The sequence below is a fragment of the Streptomyces sp. JLBJ103 genome, assembly GCF_058215575.1.
In genome coordinates this window covers 5,621,881-5,638,498 of sequence record NZ_CM177089.1, presented here as the reverse complement: position 1 = coordinate 5,638,498, position 16,618 = coordinate 5,621,881, and the positions used below count along the sequence as shown (strand labels likewise).

At 72.1% G+C, this 16,618-nt stretch carries 15 protein-coding genes, 1 other RNA gene and 1 pseudogene; 9 read left to right on the top strand and 8 right to left on the bottom strand.

The features are described 5' to 3' along the window. Nucleotides 1-387: 387 nt before the first annotated feature. An RNA gene (rnpB, locus tag AC4BEG_RS24960) (RNase P RNA component class A) lies at nucleotides 388-788 on the bottom strand. Nucleotides 789-828: 40 nt separating this feature from the next. Further along, nucleotides 829-1,179 (bottom strand): annotated as a pseudogene (locus AC4BEG_RS24955) (Uma2 family endonuclease); the annotation flags it as partial. Between the two features lie 40 nt (nucleotides 1,180-1,219). Between AC4BEG_RS24955 and AC4BEG_RS24950 the strand changes: the two are divergent. Beyond that, entirely contained in the window at nucleotides 1,220-2,026 is an 807-nt protein-coding gene (locus AC4BEG_RS24950; protein ID WP_490701979.1) for a MerR family transcriptional regulator, read from the top strand. Beyond that, nucleotides 2,023-2,631, top strand: coding sequence for a hypothetical protein (locus tag AC4BEG_RS24945; protein WP_490701978.1), 609 nt, complete (start codon nucleotides 2,023-2,025; stop codon nucleotides 2,629-2,631). Before AC4BEG_RS24950 ends, AC4BEG_RS24945 begins: the two co-directional genes overlap by 4 nt. On the opposite strand, the gene AC4BEG_RS24940 is transcribed toward AC4BEG_RS24945, so the two are convergent. Beyond that, complete coding sequence (locus AC4BEG_RS24940) at nucleotides 2,546-3,850, bottom strand: LacI family DNA-binding transcriptional regulator (RefSeq protein ID WP_490701977.1); 1,305 nt, start codon at nucleotides 3,848-3,850, stop codon at nucleotides 2,546-2,548. The genes AC4BEG_RS24945 and AC4BEG_RS24940 overlap by 86 nt on opposite strands. Nucleotides 3,851-4,092: 242 nt before the next feature. Between AC4BEG_RS24940 and AC4BEG_RS24935 the strand changes: the two genes are divergently transcribed. From AC4BEG_RS24935 to eda, 6 genes are all read left to right on the top strand, one after another. Further along, on the top strand, nucleotides 4,093-5,376 hold the full coding sequence (locus AC4BEG_RS24935) for an extracellular solute-binding protein (protein WP_490701976.1): 1,284 nt from the start codon (nucleotides 4,093-4,095) through the stop codon (nucleotides 5,374-5,376). Next, nucleotides 5,373-6,365: a carbohydrate ABC transporter permease gene (locus tag AC4BEG_RS24930; RefSeq protein WP_490701975.1), complete on the top strand. Its 993-nt coding sequence runs from the start codon at nucleotides 5,373-5,375 to the stop codon at nucleotides 6,363-6,365. Before AC4BEG_RS24935 ends, AC4BEG_RS24930 begins: the two co-directional genes overlap by 4 nt. Beyond that, nucleotides 6,362-7,219, top strand: coding sequence for a carbohydrate ABC transporter permease (locus AC4BEG_RS24925; RefSeq protein ID WP_490701974.1), 858 nt, complete (start codon nucleotides 6,362-6,364; stop codon nucleotides 7,217-7,219). The genes AC4BEG_RS24930 and AC4BEG_RS24925 overlap by 4 nt, the downstream gene beginning before the upstream one ends. A 91-nt stretch (nucleotides 7,220-7,310) precedes the next feature. Next, a complete protein-coding gene (locus tag AC4BEG_RS24920; protein WP_490701973.1) occupies nucleotides 7,311-8,978 on the top strand; it encodes a glycoside hydrolase family 13 protein in 1,668 nt (555 codons plus the stop codon). A gap of 114 nt (nucleotides 8,979-9,092) precedes the next feature. Then, nucleotides 9,093-9,896, top strand: a complete 804-nt coding sequence (gene yaaA, locus AC4BEG_RS24915; RefSeq protein ID WP_490701972.1) for a peroxide stress protein YaaA — start codon at nucleotides 9,093-9,095, stop codon at nucleotides 9,894-9,896. 68 nt (nucleotides 9,897-9,964) lie between these two features. Beyond that, a complete protein-coding gene (gene eda / locus AC4BEG_RS24910; RefSeq protein WP_490701971.1) occupies nucleotides 9,965-10,606 on the top strand; it encodes a bifunctional 4-hydroxy-2-oxoglutarate aldolase/2-dehydro-3-deoxy-phosphogluconate aldolase in 642 nt (213 codons plus the stop codon). Nucleotides 10,607-10,666: 60 nt separating this feature from the next. Here eda and AC4BEG_RS24905 read toward each other — a convergent pair whose 3' ends face one another. Genes AC4BEG_RS24905 through AC4BEG_RS24885 form a run of 5 tightly spaced genes read right to left on the bottom strand, consistent with a single transcriptional unit; the run spans nucleotide 10,667 to nucleotide 14,225 of the window. Continuing rightward, complete coding sequence (locus AC4BEG_RS24905; RefSeq protein WP_490701970.1) at nucleotides 10,667-11,080, bottom strand: DNA-binding protein; 414 nt, start codon at nucleotides 11,078-11,080, stop codon at nucleotides 10,667-10,669. Continuing rightward, on the bottom strand, nucleotides 11,062-11,346 hold the full coding sequence (locus tag AC4BEG_RS24900; protein WP_490701969.1) for a hypothetical protein: 285 nt from the start codon (nucleotides 11,344-11,346) through the stop codon (nucleotides 11,062-11,064). The genes AC4BEG_RS24905 and AC4BEG_RS24900 overlap by 19 nt, the downstream gene beginning before the upstream one ends. Before the next feature lie 48 nt (nucleotides 11,347-11,394). Then, nucleotides 11,395-12,570 (bottom strand): bifunctional RNase H/acid phosphatase, encoded by a 1,176-nt coding sequence (locus AC4BEG_RS24895; protein ID WP_490701968.1) that lies wholly within the window; start codon nucleotides 12,568-12,570, stop codon nucleotides 11,395-11,397. A 4-nt stretch (nucleotides 12,571-12,574) separates the two neighbouring features. After that, complete coding sequence (locus AC4BEG_RS24890) at nucleotides 12,575-13,318, bottom strand: zinc ribbon domain-containing protein (RefSeq protein ID WP_490707178.1); 744 nt, start codon at nucleotides 13,316-13,318, stop codon at nucleotides 12,575-12,577. A gap of 55 nt (nucleotides 13,319-13,373) precedes the next feature. Beyond that, a complete protein-coding gene (locus tag AC4BEG_RS24885; RefSeq protein ID WP_490701967.1) occupies nucleotides 13,374-14,225 on the bottom strand; it encodes a Nif3-like dinuclear metal center hexameric protein in 852 nt (283 codons plus the stop codon). Between the two features lie 277 nt (nucleotides 14,226-14,502). Here AC4BEG_RS24885 and AC4BEG_RS24880 point away from each other — a divergent pair, with 277 nt between their 5' ends. Next, a complete protein-coding gene (locus AC4BEG_RS24880; RefSeq protein ID WP_490701966.1) occupies nucleotides 14,503-16,512 on the top strand; it encodes a hypothetical protein in 2,010 nt (669 codons plus the stop codon). Nucleotides 16,513-16,618: the final 106 nt, after the last annotated feature.

Genomic DNA, 16,618 nt, shown 5'->3' with positions numbered 1-16,618 from the left:
ACACGCTGAGGGCCACGGCATCGAAAGGCCCGATGTCATCGACGGACGGGGCCCGATCTCACGGACCGCTTGTGAACAGCGGCCGTTGCCGTCGGCATCGCGGTGGTTCGTGTCTCAGCCGATCGAGGTGCGTTGAGCCAGTCACCTGGCTGCTCGGCGGACGATCTCCCCTTTGGGGTGCGGAAGGACGACAGTCGACTGGTAGGCCGAGCGGTCAGCAGCCCGGGTGCCCGAGGGAGTTCCCAGGGACTTTTCAGGGACCTTCAGTACTGTCCGAGGGACTTCCAAGGGAGTTTCCGCCGCGTAAGACGGCAAGCCCGTGAAAGACCGGAAAGGGCCTCCGACGCAGGTCAGAGGCCCTTCCCGGGGAAGAGTCGCAGGTGGCGGCGGACGAGTCGGCCTGTACGCCGGGTTCTGTCTCCCGCGGGCCTTGCGGCCCGTGGGGAGGCGGCCATCCATCTAGGGCCGACGTTGCCGCCGGCCTCGTGCGGTCTACCCGCGGACTCGGGCGGGCAGCCCTCGATCGTCCGCGCAGAGCCGCCAAAGACGGCTCCTCTTGACCTTGCTCCGGGTGGGGTTTACCGAGCTGCCCAGGTCACCCTGGGCACTGGTGGTCTCTTACACCACCGTTTCACCCTTACCGAGGACCGAGATCCCCGGCGGTCTGTTTTCTGTGGCACTGTCCCGCGGGTCACCCCGGGTGGGCGTTACCCACCACCCTGCCCTGTGGAGCCCGGACGTTCCTCGGCGGGATCCGAAGATCCCGACGCGACCGCCCGGCCGGCTCGTCCGCCGTGATGACCATGCTACCCGGAGCGCCGGGGAGGCTCAGACGAAGACCGTTGTCTCCAGCGAGAAGGAGAACGGCGCGGGCAGGTCGAGCTGCTTGCCGAAGGGGACGGTGATGTGCTGACGGTAGTCGGCGCCCTGGGGGTCGCTGAAGAGCGTCACATCGCTGTTGTCCCGGTCGACGAGCAGGTAGAGGGGGATCCCGCCACGGGCGTAGCAGTGGCGCTTGGCGGTGCGGTCGCGCTCCGGCTTGGTCGGGGTGATCTCGGCGACCATGGCCACGCCCTCGCACGGCATCCAGGACTCGGCGCCCCGGAAGAGCCTGAGTTCTCTGGGGGCGAAGGTCCCGTCCGGGATCACATGGTTCCGGACGCACAGACCACCCGGCCGCCGTTGACCTTGTCGTGGCGTCAACGTATTCACTGGCCCCATGAGGATCGGAGAGCTGGCCGCGCTCGCCGGGGTCACCACCCGCACGGTGCGGCATTACCACCATCTGGGGCTGCTGCCCGAGCCGCGGCGGCGGGCGAACGGGTATCGGGTGTACGGGCTGCGGGACGCCATCGCGCTGGCGCGGGTGCGACGGCTGGCGGAGTTGGGGCTGGGGCTCGACGAGGTGCGGGATGTGATCGCCGATGACGCCGGGCGGGAGCTGCACGAGGTGCTGGCCGAGCTGGACGCGGATCTCGCGCGGCAGGAGGAGGTGATCCAGGAACGGCGGGCGCGGCTGGCCGGGTTACTGCGGCAGGCCGAGGAGGGCGGGCTGCCCGCGGAGGGGCCGGTGTCGGAGGGGCTGGCCGCGCTGTTCGGGGAGATGGCGCGGGCCTCGGCGGCGCTGCCCGGACCCGAACCGGCGATGGCGGTGCGGGAGCGGGAGTTCCTGACGCTGCTGGAGACGGTGGCCATGCCGGAGGAGGCCGAGCGGATGTTCGCGCTGTTCCGTACGGCGATGACGGGGACACCGGGCGCGATGGAGCGCGCGTACGAGACGTACGCCCTGCTGGACGCGCTGGTCGACGCGGAGCCCGACGATCCGCGGGTGGACGAGGCCGCGCGGGTGCTCGCGGAGGCGCTGCCCGACGAGATCGTGGCCGGGATGCGGGCCCAGGAAGGGATCAAGGGGGCGACGGGGGCACGGGAGGCCGCGTTCATGGAGGCGTTCTTCGCCGACTTCGCGCCCGCTCAGGCGGAGGCCGTACGCCGGGCCATGACGACGATCGAGGAGCGCCTCCGGTGATACGGCTGATACGCACGCTGGCGCTGTGGGTGACCCGGCGGCGGGACGGGGTCGGGGTGCGGGACACGGCGTTCGGCTATGTGCGGGGGCACGGCGCCACGATGTACGCGCTGGTCTTCGTGTGCGTGGTCGAGACCGTGGGGATGGCGGTCCTGCTGCGGCCGTGGCCGGTCGTGCACTGGGTGGTGCTGGTGCTGGATGTGTACACCGTGCTGTGGGTGCTGGACCTGCACGCCGCCTGCGTCGTACGCCCCCATGTGGTGTCCCCGGGCGCGGACAGTACCTCTGGTGTGCTGCGGTTGCGCCACGGTCGGCGCCATGATCTGCGGATCCCGATGGAACTGATCGTCTCGGCCCGGCGGGCCTCCCGTTTCGGCCCGGCCCCCGGCACGGACGGGGACGAGACACGGGACGGGACGCTCACCCTCGCCGTCGGATCACAGACCAGCCTGGTCATCGAGCTGTCCGAGCCGGTGACCGCCACGCTCCCCCGGGGCGGGAGCCTCGCGGTCCGTACGGTCAGATGTCACGCGGACGAACCGGATCGGCTTCTCGCCGCGCTGCCTCCGTCGGTGCGGGCGGGGCGGTGCTCCCCCGGGGGATGACCCGGGTGGGGAAGACGATGTGGCGGGTGGGGTCGGCCTCCGGGTCGTCGATGATCGACCGGGCCAGCTCCGCGGCGGCGCGGCCGATCTCCTCCACCGGCTGGGCGACGGTAGTGAGGTCCAGCCATTCGGAGAGATGGTGGTCGTCGAAGCCGAGGACGGATATCCGGCCGGGTATGTCGACACCGGCGGAGCGCAGCACCCCCATGACCTCGATCGCCACCTCGTCGGACTCGGCGAAGACGGCGGTGGGCGGATTGCGCAGGCTCAGCAGCTGGCCGACGGCTTCGCGGATACCGCGGCGGTGGCGGGCGACGGGGTAGAGCACCAGTTCCTCGTCATAGGGCAGCCCGGCCTCCGTCAGTGCCGCGCGGTAGCCGGTCAGCCGCTCCTGGGAGCTCCAGTAGAAGCCGGTGTTGTCGCTGGACTGGAGAAACGCGATCCGGCGGTGGCCGAGGTTGAGCAGATGCCGCATCCCGCGCTGGGCGCTGTCGGCGTCGTCGATGTACACGCTCGGCCGCCCGGGGGCGTGCTGGCTGACGAAGACCACCGGCATGCCCAGCGCGTCCAGCCGGGCCCGCTCCTCCGGGGTGAGGTCGAAGCAGGTCACCAGCATCGCGTCGGCGTTGCGCCGGGCGGGCAATCGGTCGAAGAACGCGCTGCGTTGGGCCAGGTCGGTGACGCTGTAGACGAGCAGATCGAGCTCGGCCTCGCGCAGTACCGCGCTCACCCCGGCGATGGTGTTGCCGAGGAACCATGAGTCCAGGTGCGGGGTGAGTACGGCGATCCGCCGCGTCTTTCCGGTGACCAGGCTGGAGGCACTGCGCGAGACGGCGAACGACAACTCGCGGGCGGCCTTTTCGACCCGGTGGCGGGTCTGCGGGGACACGCTGGACAGTCCGCGCAGGGTCCGGGAGACGGTGGAGACGGAGACGCCCGCGCGCTCGGCGACATCGGCCATCGTGGCCTCGGGTCCGTTGCCGTTCTGGCTTCCCGGGGCATCGGGGGCGTTCCGGCGGCCGTCGGGGGCGGTCTGACCGTCGGGGGCGTTCGCGGTGTCGCCGGGGGTCCGGGGGCTGACGACGCTGCCCGAGCCGCCCCGGCCACCGCTGCCACCCTCGGCGCCGCGGGCGTCACTCGCAGCGCTGGCAGCGCTGTCCGGGATCGTGGGGCCGGCCAGGCTCTCAGGGCCGTCGGAGGCTGCGGAAGCTGCGGACATGGCGGGACCGTAGCACGCTCCCCAAGGTCGCCGACATGGCTTCGACCACTACGCTTTGGCAACGCTGTCATTCGATGACCACAAGCTTCCCCCTCGAACTTTCGCTGACGCGACCGTTGACACCTGCCAACTCCCCCACCTAGCTTGCAAGCGCTGTCAGAGCGGCAGCCCTGACGGGAACGGGAGGAGAGCGCATGGCCCTGAGTCGCAGGACGCTGCTTGCAAGCGCTGGCAGCGTTGCCATGGCCGCCGGTCTCACCACCGCGTGCGGGACCAACAACCTGGACGACCTGTTGGTCAAGGCGGAACGGCCACCGAAGGGACCGGTGACCATCCGCTGGTGGGCGGGGAAGATACCCGCCCGCGACGGGGGCGATATGCGCCCCGCCATGGTCCGGGCGTTCCGCCGTAAACACCCCAACATCCGTATCGAGATCGTGAAGGGGCTCAGCACCACCGACGGCAACCGCGTGGGACTGACCACCCAGATCGGCGGGGGCTCCGCCACGCCGGACGTCTATCTCGGCGACATCACCTGGCCCGCCCAGTTCGGCGCCAACTACCTGGCGCTGCCGGTGGAGTCGCTGGTCCCCAAGAACTTCTGGGATCCCTATCCACGGGCGCTGATGCAGGCGTCCAGCCTCAAGGGCAAGGTGTACGCGTTTCCCTGCTACTCGGACGCGGCCTACCTCTTCTACCGCAAGGACCTGCTGGCCAAGCACGGCCTCCCGGTGCCCAAGTCCTGGGAGGAGCTGGAGCGCGGCGCGCGGCGGATCCAGCGCGCCGGGGACGCGGACTACGGGTTCGTCTGGCAGGGCTCCGTCAGCGAATCCCTCACCTGCGTCGTCACCGAATTCCTCGCCGACGCGGGCGGCAGTGTGCTCGACCGCTCCGGCCGTGTCGCCGTCGCCGACGAACCCGCACAGCGTGCCGTGAGCTATCTGCGCGGGCTGGTCGACGCCGGAGTGACACCGTCGGCGGTCACCACCTACGCCGAGCAGGACGCCATGGACGCCTTCGCGGGCGGCCGGGCGGTCTTCCTGCGCAACTGGGCCTACGCCTGGGGGATGTCCGACGCCGACGGCGCCTCCAAGGTGGCGGGCAAGGTGGGCGTCGTGCCACGGCCCGGTTTCGAGGGCCGTCCGCACTCCGGCTACGCCTGTCTGGGCGGCTGGAGCAACTTCATCAATCCCAACTCGGAGAACCTCGGCGCCGCCGTCGCCTTCGCCCGCTTCTGCGCCGAGGAGGAGTCGCAGATGATGCTGCTGCGCCAGGCCGGGGTGCTGCCCGCGATGGACACCGTGCTCGACAGCCCGGCGGCGGCCAGGACCGGCGATCCGACCATCACCACCACCCGGCGGCTGCGACTGGTCTCCCGTCCCGTGCAGACGCCGTACTACCCGCAGGTCAGCAAGGCCGTCTACACCCAGGTCAATTCGGCGATCGGCGGCTCGGAGCCGGTCGGCGGCGCGCTGCGGGCCGCCCGATCCGACATCACCGCGGCACTGGAGGGCAAGGCGCTGTGAGTACCACCGGCACAACCAGCACCGCGGCCGGCGGGGCCCGCAGAGCCTCGGCCCGGACCGCCAAGGACACGCGTACGGCCGACCGTTCGGCACGCCGCGGCTCCACCGAGCGCCGCCTCGCCCGCACCGGGTGGCTGTACGCCTCCCCCGCGCTCACCCTCGTCGCGGCCGTCACCATCTTCCCGATCCTCTTCTCCGTCGTCCTCAGCTTCTCCGAGGTGCACCTCAGCTACGGCGGCTTCCGGATCGACGGTTTCACCACCGACAACTACGCGGCGCTGGAGCACAGTTCGGCGTGGTTCCAATCGCTCGCCTTCACCGTCGGCTTCACCCTGGTCACCGTCGCCCTGGAACTGGCGCTGGGCACCGCGGCCGCCCTGGTCCTGGAGCGGCTGGGCGCGGCGCGCGGCTGGATCCTGGCCGTTCTGCTGCTGCCCTGGGCGATGATCAACGTGGTGGCGGCGCAGCTGTGGGGCTATCTCTACAACGGCACCTACGGTGTGGTCAGTTGGGCGATCGAGGCGCTCGGTGGCGGTGAACCCGTCATCCTGGGCCGTCCGGTGCCCGCGATGGCGGCGATGGCGGTGGCCGACATCTGGAAGACCACCCCGTTCGTGGCCATCATCGTGCTCGCCGGGCTGATGCAGATCCCCAAGGATGTGTACGAGGCGGCGGAGATCGACGGCTCCGGCCCCTGGACCACCTTCTGGCGGGTCACCCTGCCGCAGCTGCGGCCGATCCTGGCCATCGCGGTGCTGTTCCGCACCCTCCAGGCGTTCGGCGTCTTCGACCTGCCGTTCGTGCTCACCCAGGGCGGGCCGGGTACGGCGACCCAGTCGCTGGCCATCCTCGGCTACAAGACGCTCTTCCAGAACCTCAGCATCGGGCCGGGCGCGGCCGTCGCCACCAGTACGGCGGTCCTGGTCCTGGGGTGCTGTCTGCTCTTCCTGCGCGCCTTCCGGGCCCAGGTGGACGAAGGAGGCCGATGATGAGAACCCAAACCACCCGAGCGCCCCGCCGTTGGCGGGCTTACGTCAACGTGGTCAACATCGGTGCGCTGATCATCGTGGTGCTGACCACCGCACCCCTGTACTGGATGGCCACGGCCTCCTTCAAGGGCACCGGCGAGATCAGCGCCAGCCCTCCCACCCTGTTCCCGAAGCACGCGACCACCGGCAACTACGCGGACGCCTTCGGCGGTAACAGCCTGGGCCGCTATCTGTTCAACAGCGCGCTGGTGTCCGTGGTGTCCACAGCCGTGGTGCTGGCGCTGGCCTTCTTCGCGGGCTACGCACTGGCCCGGCTGCCGATGCGCGGACGCGGACCGATCATGGTCTCGCTGCTGATGATCTCGGTCTTCCCCGCCATCGCCGTGGTCACCCCGCTGTATCTGCTGGAGCGCTCGGCGGGCATGCTCAACAGCTACCAGGGGTTGATCATCCCCTACATCGCCTTCAATCTGCCCTTCTCCATCTGGATCCTGCGCAACTATCTGCTGGGTGTGCCACGGGCGTTGGAGGAGGCGGCCACGGTGGACGGCGCCAGTCCGCTGCGCACCGTCGTCTCGGTGATCCTTCCGCTGGCGCGGCCGGGCCTGTTCACGGCCGGGGTGTTCACCTTCACCGCCACCTGGGCGGAGTTCCTGATGGCGCTGACCCTTAACAGCGAGGACGCCTTCCGTACGGTGCCGGTCGGTATGGCCCTGTTCACCAGCCAGTACACCGTCCCCTACGGCACGATCTTCGCCGGCGCGATGGTGGCCACGGTGCCCATCGCCATCCTCGTCCTGGCCTTCCGGCGGTCGGTGATCTCCGGAATGACCTCCGGCGCGGTGAAGGGGTGACGCCGCCATGAGCTGACATCCGCGGCGCCCGGCCGCAAGCCCACAGGAAACCTGTGCATCCGACGTACGCATCCATACCCGCGAGGATCCCGTGACCCTTCAGCCCTCGGACCCCAACTGGTGGCGGCAGGCCGTCTTCTACCAGATCTACCCCCGCAGCTTCGCCGACTCCGACGCGGACGGCGTGGGTGACCTGCCCGGTATCACCTCCCGGCTGCCGTACCTCGCCGAACTCGGCGTGGACTGCGTCTGGCTGAGCCCGTTCTATCCCTCCGCGCTCGCCGACGGCGGCTACGACGTGGCCGACTACCGCGATGTCGATCCGCGGCTGGGCACCCTGGAGGACTTCGACCGGATGATCGCCGAGGCGGACCGGCTCGGCCTGAAGGTGATGGTCGACATCGTCCCCAACCACACTTCCGACGAGCATGTGTGGTTCCAGGAGGCGCTGCGCTCGGCCCCCGGCTCCGCCGCCCGCGAGCGCTATGTCTTCCGGGACGGACGCGGTCCGGACGGCTCGCTGCCGCCCACCGACTGGGTCTCCTGTTTCGGCGGCCCGGCGTGGACCCGGCTGCCCGACGGACAGTGGTATCTGCACCTGTTCGCGCCCGAGCAGCCGGACCTCAACTGGGACCACCCGGAGGTGCGCGCCGACTTCCTCACCACCCTGCGATTCTGGTCCGACCGCGGTGTGGCGGGGTTCCGTGTGGACGTCGCCCACGGACTGGCCAAGGACCTGGCCGAACCGCTGCGCGACATCGGCGATGTCCCGGGCTACGACCCGGACGAACTGCCCGAGGACGGCAGCCATCCGCTGTGGGACCGCGACGAGGTGCACGGCATCTTCCGCGAGTGGCGGAAGGTGATGAACGAGTACGACCCGCCGCGGATCGCCGTGGCCGAGGCATGGGTGCGCAACTCCCGCCGTACGCCCTACGCCGGCCCCGACGAGCTGGGCCAGGCGTTCAACTTCGACTTCCTCTACACCCCGCTCTCAGCGCCCGCGCTGCACACCGCCATCGACAGCGCGCTGAGCGACGCCCGGAAGGCCGGTGCCTCGGCCACCTGGGTGCTGTCCAACCACGATGTGATCCGGCATGCCTCCCGGCTGGCGCTGCCCGACGAGCTGAGCCGGGCGGGCCGCGAGGCATGGTTGCTGGCCGACGGCCGGGAGCCGGAGGCCGACCACGAGCTGGGGCTGCGCCGGGCCCGTGCCGCGACGTTGCTGATGCTCGCGCTGCCGGGTTCGTCGTATCTGTACCAGGGCGAGGAGCTGGGCCTTCCGGAGGTCGCCGATCTGCCCCGGGCGGCGCTCCAGGACCCGACCTGGGAGCGCAGCGGCGGGCGGATCAAGGGCCGCGACGGCTGCCGGGTGCCGCTGCCGTGGACCCGGTCCGGCCCGTCGTACGGCTTCGGCGCGGGCGGCTCCTGGCTGCCGCAGCCGGAGGTCTTCGGCGAGCTGTCGGTGGCGGCGCAGGACGGGGTGGCGGGCTCCACGCTGGAGCTGTACCGCGAGGCGCTGCGGCTGCGGCGTGCGCTGGGCGGCGACGAGGAGGTGGCGTGGATCGGCTCGGTGGAGGAACTGAGCGCGGGCGTGCTGCACTTCCGGCGCTCCACCGGCTGGTACAGCCTCAGTAATCTCTCGGCGGGCCCGGTGCCGCTGCCGGAGGGCCTGGAGGTGGTGCTCGCCAGCGGGCCGGTCGACGGTGACCGGGTGCCCGCGCATACGACGGTCTGGCTGCGGCAGCGGAGGCCGTAGGCTGCGGGCGGGGCGGGCGTGGTTTTCCCGGGCTTTCTTCCGGGCCCGCCCCGCGCCCTGCCGCCAACGACCCGTTCAACGTCCCGTTCAACGTCCCCTTCGAGGAGATCCGCCGTGCTCGTCCTGCTGCCGCCGTCCGAGGGAAAGGCCATGGGAGGCTCCCGCTCCCCGCTGGACCTGGGAGCGCTGTCGCTGCCCGAGCTGGGCGAGGCGCGGGCGGAGGTCCTGGACGAGCTGGTGTCGCTGTGCTCGGGGGACGAGGCGAAGGCCGCCGAGGTGCTGGGGCTCAGCGAGGGGCTGCGCGGCGAGGTCGGGAAGAACGCGGCGCTGCGGGAGGCCGGGACCCGGCCCGCCGGTGAGATCTACACCGGGGTGCTCTACGACGCGCTCGGCCTGGCCACCCTGCCCACCGACGCCCGGCGCCGGGCGGGCCGGTCGCTGCTGGTGTTCTCCGGGCTGTGGGGCGCGGTGCGGATCGGCGACCGCATCCCCTCCTACCGCTGCTCGATGGGGGTCAAGCTGCCGGGGCCGGGCGCGCTGGGCACGTACTGGCGGAACCGGACCCCGATGGCCGAGGTGATTCCGCGGGCCGCCGGGCGCGGGCTGGTGCTGGACCTCAGGTCGGCGGCGTACGCGGCGGCGTGGAAGCCGAAGGGGGAGGTCGCGGAGCGGACGGCGACGGTGCGGGTGCTCCAGTCGAAGACCGTGAACGGGGTCGAGAAGAGGTCGGTGGTCAGCCACTTCAACAAGGCGACCAAGGGACGGCTGGTACGGGACTTGCTGATCGCCGGGGTCGCACCGAGCGGACCGGGCGAGCTGGTGGCGGCGCTGCGGGAGCTGGGGTACGTGGTGGAGGCCGCGGCGCCGGAGAAGGCGGGGCGGCCGTGGGCGCTGGATGTGATCGTCACCGAGCTGTAGTCCCCGACTCCGTCCGCCAGTTGCACTCTGCGCAACGCTGATTGCACGGTGCGTCGGGGGTGGGCAGGATGACCGCTGTGACCTCCCCCGCCGCCGTATCCCCGCTCGATCTCGCCCCCGTCGTGCCCGTCGTGGTACTGCATGACGCGGCCGACGCGGTACCGCTGGCCCGTGCCCTGGTCGCGGGCGGGCTGCCCGCGATCGAGGTCACCCTGCGCACCCCGGCCGCCGCGGACGCGATCCGGGCCATCGCCGATGAGGTCCCGGAGGCGGCCGTGGGCGCCGGGACCGTGCTCACCGCGGAGCAGGTGGAGACATCCGTCGCGGCCGGTGCGCGCTTTGTGGTCAGCCCCGGGTGGACGGACCGGCTGCTGGACGCGATGCGCGGCTCGGGGGTGCCGTATCTGCCCGGGGTGTCCACGACGTCGGAGGTCGTGGCGCTGCTGGAGCGCGGGGTGACGGAGATGAAGTTCTTCCCGGCGGAGGCCGCCGGCGGCCCGGCCTATCTGGCGTCGCTCGCCGCACCACTCCCCCGGGCCCGCTTCTGCCCCACCGGCGGGATCGACGCGGCGCGCGCCCCGGACTATCTGGCCCTGCCCAACGTGGGCTGCGTGGGCGGCACCTGGATGCTGCCCGCGGACGCCCTCGCGGACCGGGACTGGGCGCGGGTGGAGTCCCTGGCCCGCGAGGCGGCGGCGCTGCGGGACTGATGGACCGGCCCAGGAGCACTACGGGCGCCCAAACTCGCCCGAGAGCCGGAGAGCCGGAGATCACACCGCGACCAGGCGGACCTGGTCGCCACAGAGCTTGGTCATGTCATCCACGTCGGACGTCAGCATGACCACGGGTCGCCGCTGCTTCAGGGCTACCACCGCCACCGCCGCATCGATCGCGTACTTGTGGCCGTGCAGCCCAGCCCCCATCAGCAGGGCCGAAGCCGCCTTCGCCTCCTCCTCGCCGATGGGCACCACGCGGAGGCCGGACAGCACCCAACCGAACCGCGCCTTGTCCGTGCGGGCGTGGACCGCCTCAATGACGGTGAGCGCACAGATGACGGCCTCCATGCCGCGCCGTCGCGCCTCTGCCACCAGGGCGACGGTGGCCTCGTCATCGTTCAGCAGCTTGGACAGACCTTCGCTGTCGAGGACAAGCGTGCCCTCGTGACTCAACTGGCGGCGGGCCACTGGTCTTCCTCGGCGAATACCTCGTCGAAGACCTGACGCGCCCGCTCTCGGGCCTCCGACGAGACCGGCCCCCTGCGGCACTCATAGTCGGCCAGGTACTCATCCAGGATCTGCCCCCGCAGCTCACGCTCGACTGCCGCGGTGATGAATGCCGAGAACTCCCGCTTGCCCACACGTGCCCGAATCGCCTCGGCGGTCCCTTCGGGCAGAGACAGGCTGACCCTGGTCGCCGGCCCCTCGCCGATGTTGTACGCCTCTTCAGACATGCGGCCACTTTATCAAACAAGTAGGAAAGGGGCTGGCCTCGGAAGCCTCTACCGCAGATGAGACGTGTCGTTCAGCAGCCGCAGCGAGGCGTTGCCGTCCGCGTAGTACGCCACCGCCGACAGCGAGGCCGCCGACAGCTCCATCCGGAACAGCGACTCCGGCGGTGCGCCCAGGGCCAGTCGCACCAGGGTCTTGATCGGTGTGACATGGGTGATCAGCAGCACGGTGCGGCCCGTGTGGCGGGCGATCAGCTTGTCGCGGGAGAGGGCGACCCGGCGGGCGACCGTGGCGAAGCTCTCGCCGCCGCCGGTGGGGGACGCCTTGGTGGAGGCGAGCCATGCCTCCAGATCGTCCGGGTAGCGCTCCTTGACCTCCGCGAAGGTCAGCCCCTCCCAGGCGCCGAAGTCCGTCTCGCGCAGCCCCTCGTCGATCCGGACCTCCAGGCCCAGCCGCGCGGCGACCGCCCCGGCGGTCTCCCGGCAGCGCCGCAGCGGGGAGCTGACGATCTCCTGGATGGTGCCGCGCGCGGCGAGCGCCGACGCGACCAGCTCGGCCTGGCGGTGGCCGACGGGTGAGAGTTCGGGGTCGGTGCCACCGCTGCCGGAGAACCGCTTCTCGGGGGTGAGCGCGGTCTCGCCGTGCCGCAGCAGGACGAAGGTGGCGGGGGTGCCGAGATCCGCGGCGCCCCAGCCCCGCGCCGGGGCCTTGGCGGTGGTGGTGGCGGACGTGGTGAGGGCGTCGTCGGCGGGGGCCTCCGGGGCACCCGCCACGAGGGTGCCGCCCGGCGGGACCCGGGGGCGCCACTCCTCGCCCCGTTCGCCCGCGTCCATCGCCTCGTTGGCCAGCCGGTCGGCGTGCTTGTTCCGCTCGCGCGGGATCCACTCGTAGGACACCTGGTCCGGCGGACAGACCGACATGGCCTCGGTGGCGAGCGGCCGCATATCGGGGTGCTTGATCTTCCAGCGCCCCGACATCTGCTCGACGACCAGCTTGGAGTCCATCCGGACCTGGACCCGGGCCTCCGGGTCCAGGGCGTGCGCCGCCCGCAATCCGGCGATCAGCCCCTTGTACTCGGCCACGTTGTTGGTGACGGTACCGAGGTACTCGGCCGCCTCGGCCAGGGGTTCGCCCGTCTCGGCGTCCAGCACGACCGCGCCGTAACCGGCCGGACCCGGGTTGCCCCGGGAACCGCCGTCCGCCTCGACGATGAAGCGACGCGCCATCGTCCTACAGCCCCGACTCGGGGGTACGCACCAGGATCCGGCGGCAGTTCTCGCAGCGTACGACCGTGTCGGGGGCCGCCCCCCGCACCTCGTTCAGCTCGGTGATGGCCAGCTCCTGGCGGCAGCCGTCGCAGCGCCGCTGGTAGAGCCGGGCCGCGCCGACACCGCCCTGCTGCGCGCGCAGCTTGTCGTAGAGCCCCAGCAGATCGTCGGGGATGGTCCCGGCGATGACCTCGCGCTCCTTGGTGACCGACGCGATCTCGGTGTCGATCTCCTCGACCGCGGCGTCCCGGCGCGAGGTGGCGTCACTGATCTTGGACTGGAGGGACTCCACCCGACCGGTCAGCTCGGTGACCCGCTCCTGCGCGGACTCGCGGCGCTCCATGACCTCGAGCACCACGTCCTCCAGATCGCCCTGGCGCTTGGCGAGCGAGGCGATCTCGTGCTGGAGGCTCTCCAGGTCCTTCGGGGAGGTGATGGCCCCGGAGTCCAGCCGCTTCTGGTCGCGGGCGGCACGCTGGCGCACCTGGTCCACGTCCTGCTCCGCCTTGGTCTGCTCGCGGGCGGTGTCGCTCTCCTCGGTCTGCGCGGCGACGAGCAGATCGCGCAGCTGGGTGTGGTCGGCGTTGAGGCCGTCGATCTCGGCGTGTTCGGGCAGCGTCCTGCGCTTGTGCGCGAGCTGCGAGAGCCGGACGTCGAGGGCCTGGACGTCCAGCAGGCGGATCTGATCGGCGGGCGCGGCGTTCAGCGTGGGGCTCCAGGGGTGTTGAGAGGCGGGAAGGCTTAGACGTGCTCAGACGTGCTCAGACGGAGAAGGCGTGGGCCGGGGCGTGCGCCGAGGCGTGGGACGTCCAGGGGTCGGTGACCGTACGGGAGACATGGGTGCGCAGACCCCAGCCGTGCCGGTCGGAGATCTCGTCGAGCTGGGCCGCGGCCTGCTCCGTCCACGGCCACTCGGTGGCCCAGTGCGCGGCGTCCACCAGCGCGAGATCGCTGTGCTCACGCGCCTCCGAGGACGGGTGGTGGCGCAGGTCGGCGGTCAGATACGCGTCGACACCCGCCGCCCGCACCTCGTCGAAGAGGCTGTCGCCGGAGCCGCCGCAGACCGCGACCGTACGGATGACGCGGTCCGGGTCGCCCGCGGCGCGGATCCCCTGGGCGGTGGCGGGCAGCGAGCCCGCGGCGCGCTCGGCGAACTCCCGCAGCGTCTGCGGGTGGTCCAGCTCGCAGACGCGGCCGAGGCCGCGGCGGCCCGTGGGGTCGGTCGGATCGGGCACCAGCGGACCGGTGATCCGCAGTCCGAGCGCACCGGCGAGGGCGTCGGAGACGCCGGGGTCGGCGCGGTCGGCGTTGGTGTGCGCGACATGCAGCGCGATGTCGTTCTTGATCAGGGTGTGCACCACCCGGCCCTTGAAGGTGGAGGCGGCGACCGTGGTCGTGCCCCGCAGATAGAGCGGATGGTGGGTGATCAGCAGATCGGCGCCGAGCCGCACCGCTTCGTCGGCGACCTCCTGGACGGGGTCGACGGCGAACAGCACACGGCTGACCTCGGCCTCGGGGTCTCCGCACACCGTGCCGACGGCGTCCCACTGCTCCGCCCGCTCGGGCGGCCAGAGGGCGTCGAGGGCGGCGAGGACGTCGTTGAGTGCGGGCACGGGGCAAGGCTACCTCCCGGATCACGGGTAAGCCCTGCCCCTGCCTTCACTCACCGCGACCACCGAGGGGCGGGCACGGGAAGGCGGTCGGGGCGGCCGTCGGGACCGCGGCCGGGGAGCCCTGGAGCGCAACCCGGCACGCCGGTGCTCACAGCACATTCACCCGCGACCTCTCAGGCGAATCGGGCAATCGCCACACGTACGGGTGGAGCAGGACCCTTTCAGCCGTTACCGGGGAGCGCGAAAACTACGTTCAGTGGCCGGAGGTGACTGATCGATGACTGCCTGTGCCTTCGACGCCGCCCTCGCCGCCGGCGTCAGCACCCGGCGGCGCGAGGGGTCCGCCCGGGGTTCCGCCCGGGACGGAGCGGCCCGGGAGAGGTTCACCGTCGCCGCCGACGGCTCGTACGGCGCACGGCTCGCACTCGAGCCGGAGACGCGCTGCTGGTACCCGGAGCGCTGGACGCTGGACGGACCCGAGCCGTACGCCGTACCGCTGCCCGCCGCCCAGCCCGAGGAGCCGGACAGCGAACTGCTGCCGCTCGCCGACGGACAGGTGCTGATCCGCCGTCGGGTGGCCGGGCACCATGCGTTCTCCCTGCTCTACCCGGCGGGCCCCGGCACCGGCGAACGGCTGCTGGGCGCGCTCGACCGCGCCGATGTCTCGCTGCTGCCCCCGGCACCCGGTGGCCTTTCGGTGTTCGCCCTGGCGCGCGGGGAGCGCTCCACCTCCGTCTGGCTGGTGCACGGCGGTCTCGTCCCCCAGCACCTCGCGGAGGTGCCCGGCCGCTGTACGGGCGGCAGTTGGCTGGACCGTACGGGACGGCTGCTCGCCCTCGACCGCGAACTCGACGGCCGGACAAAAACGGTGGTCGTCGATCTGCGGCGGGGCGGTGAGACCAGCCCGCTGCTCCAGATCACCGAGCGCAGCAACGACCGGCTGCTGCTCGCCGATCCGGACAGCGGGCTGCTGCTCGTACGGTCCGACGCCCCCGGGGACGAGCGGCTGGGGTGGGGCGTGCTGGGCAGCACCCGCCCGGTCCGCTTCCCGGACTGCCTGCGTCCCGCCGCGCAGATGGCGGCGACACCGTTCGCGGTCCAGCCGGGCCAGGTGCTCACGCCGGAGGCGTGCGCGGTCGCCTTCCGCATCGACGGCCCGGTCGGACGCCCCTGGGTCGGCGTATGGCGCCCGGCCGAGCGCCAGTTGCGCCAGTTCTCCGCCCCGGAGGGCTGGCTGCCGGGCGCGGGCCTGATGACACGGGACGGCGAACTGCTGCTGCCGTACGCGACCCGGCAGGTCGCGTGCGGGGTGGCACGGCTCTGGCTGCCGGAGCCGACGGAGGGGGGCCACGGGGCGGGGCTGCCCCGTGCGGGGGAGACGCTGGGCGGGGTGGAATTGCGGGGCGGGTTGGAGTTGCCGGGGGCGGCGGAGTTGCGGGGCGCGGCCGAGGTGCGGGGCGCGGCCGAGGTGCCGCGCGGGGTTGAGGTGGGCCGCACCGCGGAGGTGGGCCGCACCGCGGAGGTGACGCGCCCGGTTCAGGTGCCGCGCACCGGGGAGCTGCGCCGTACGACGGAGCTGCCCCGCACCGGAGAGATCCGGCGGATGGCGGAGATGCGGCGGACTGTGGAACTGCCCGGCGGCGGGGAGTTGTCCGGCCGGGGGCCCAGGGTGCCCGGCACTGGAGAGACGCGCCGTACCGCGGAGTTGCCCCGCACCGGGGCCATGGCCGACCCGCCAGGGCTGCCCCGCACGGCGGAGGTCCCCCGGCCCGGGGAGTTGCCCCGCACCGCCGAGATCCCCCGCACCGCCACCACGCCGCACACCACACAGATGCTCCGCGACGCCGAGGTCGCGCAGGGCGCCACCATGGCACGGGGCGTCGGCCTGCCGTCGGCGGCCACTCCGCCCACCGCCGCCCGCGTGGTGCCGCGCGTCGCACGGCGTGTGGCACAGACGGCGCCCACGGAGCCCGTGGGTATCCCGGCGCCCGCCCGGATCACCCCGTGGACGAGGGTCAAGGGCGGGGATGGCGCGGCGGTGTCCGGGGTCGAGCCCTGGGGCGGGACCGGTTCCTGGGCCGGGGTGGAGCAGACCGGCCCGGAGACCGAGACCGAGGCCGGCCTCGGGCCCGGCCCGGTGGCCGATGCCACGGTCGCGGACGCCCCGGCCCTCGCGGGGGCCGGTTCGGCCGACGCGCTGCGCCCCGTCCCGCTGCAACAGGCACCGCTCGCACGCCCGCTCCAGCCCCGTCCACCCCGGTGGGTCAGAGATCAGCGCCCTGGTTAAAATCGGTCCGGGGGGGCTGTGCAGCCAGGCGATCCGTGTGCTCACGGGCGCTTCGGTTGGCGTGCGTCGTGTTGTTGTGACCGGCCTCCGGGACCGGCCTCGCTTC

Excerpts from the sequence above, each read along its gene's own strand:
- eda (WP_490701971.1), top strand. The coding sequence starts at position 9,965 with ATGACCGCTGTGACCTCCCCCGCCGCCGTATCCCCGCTCGATCTCGCC.
- AC4BEG_RS24935 (WP_490701976.1), top strand. The coding sequence starts at position 4,093 with ATGGCCGCCGGTCTCACCACCGCGTGCGGGACCAACAACCTGGACGAC.
- AC4BEG_RS24900 (WP_490701969.1), bottom strand. The coding sequence starts at position 11,346 with ATGTCTGAAGAGGCGTACAACATCGGCGAGGGGCCGGCGACCAGGGTC.
- AC4BEG_RS24925 (WP_490701974.1), top strand. The coding sequence starts at position 6,362 with ATGATGAGAACCCAAACCACCCGAGCGCCCCGCCGTTGGCGGGCTTAC.
- AC4BEG_RS24950 (WP_490701979.1), top strand. The coding sequence starts at position 1,220 with ATGAGGATCGGAGAGCTGGCCGCGCTCGCCGGGGTCACCACCCGCACG.
- AC4BEG_RS24940 (WP_490701977.1), bottom strand. The coding sequence starts at position 3,850 with ATGTCCGCAGCTTCCGCAGCCTCCGACGGCCCTGAGAGCCTGGCCGGC.
- AC4BEG_RS24895 (WP_490701968.1), bottom strand. The coding sequence starts at position 12,570 with ATGGCGCGTCGCTTCATCGTCGAGGCGGACGGCGGTTCCCGGGGCAAC.
- AC4BEG_RS24880 (WP_490701966.1), top strand. The coding sequence starts at position 14,503 with ATGACTGCCTGTGCCTTCGACGCCGCCCTCGCCGCCGGCGTCAGCACC.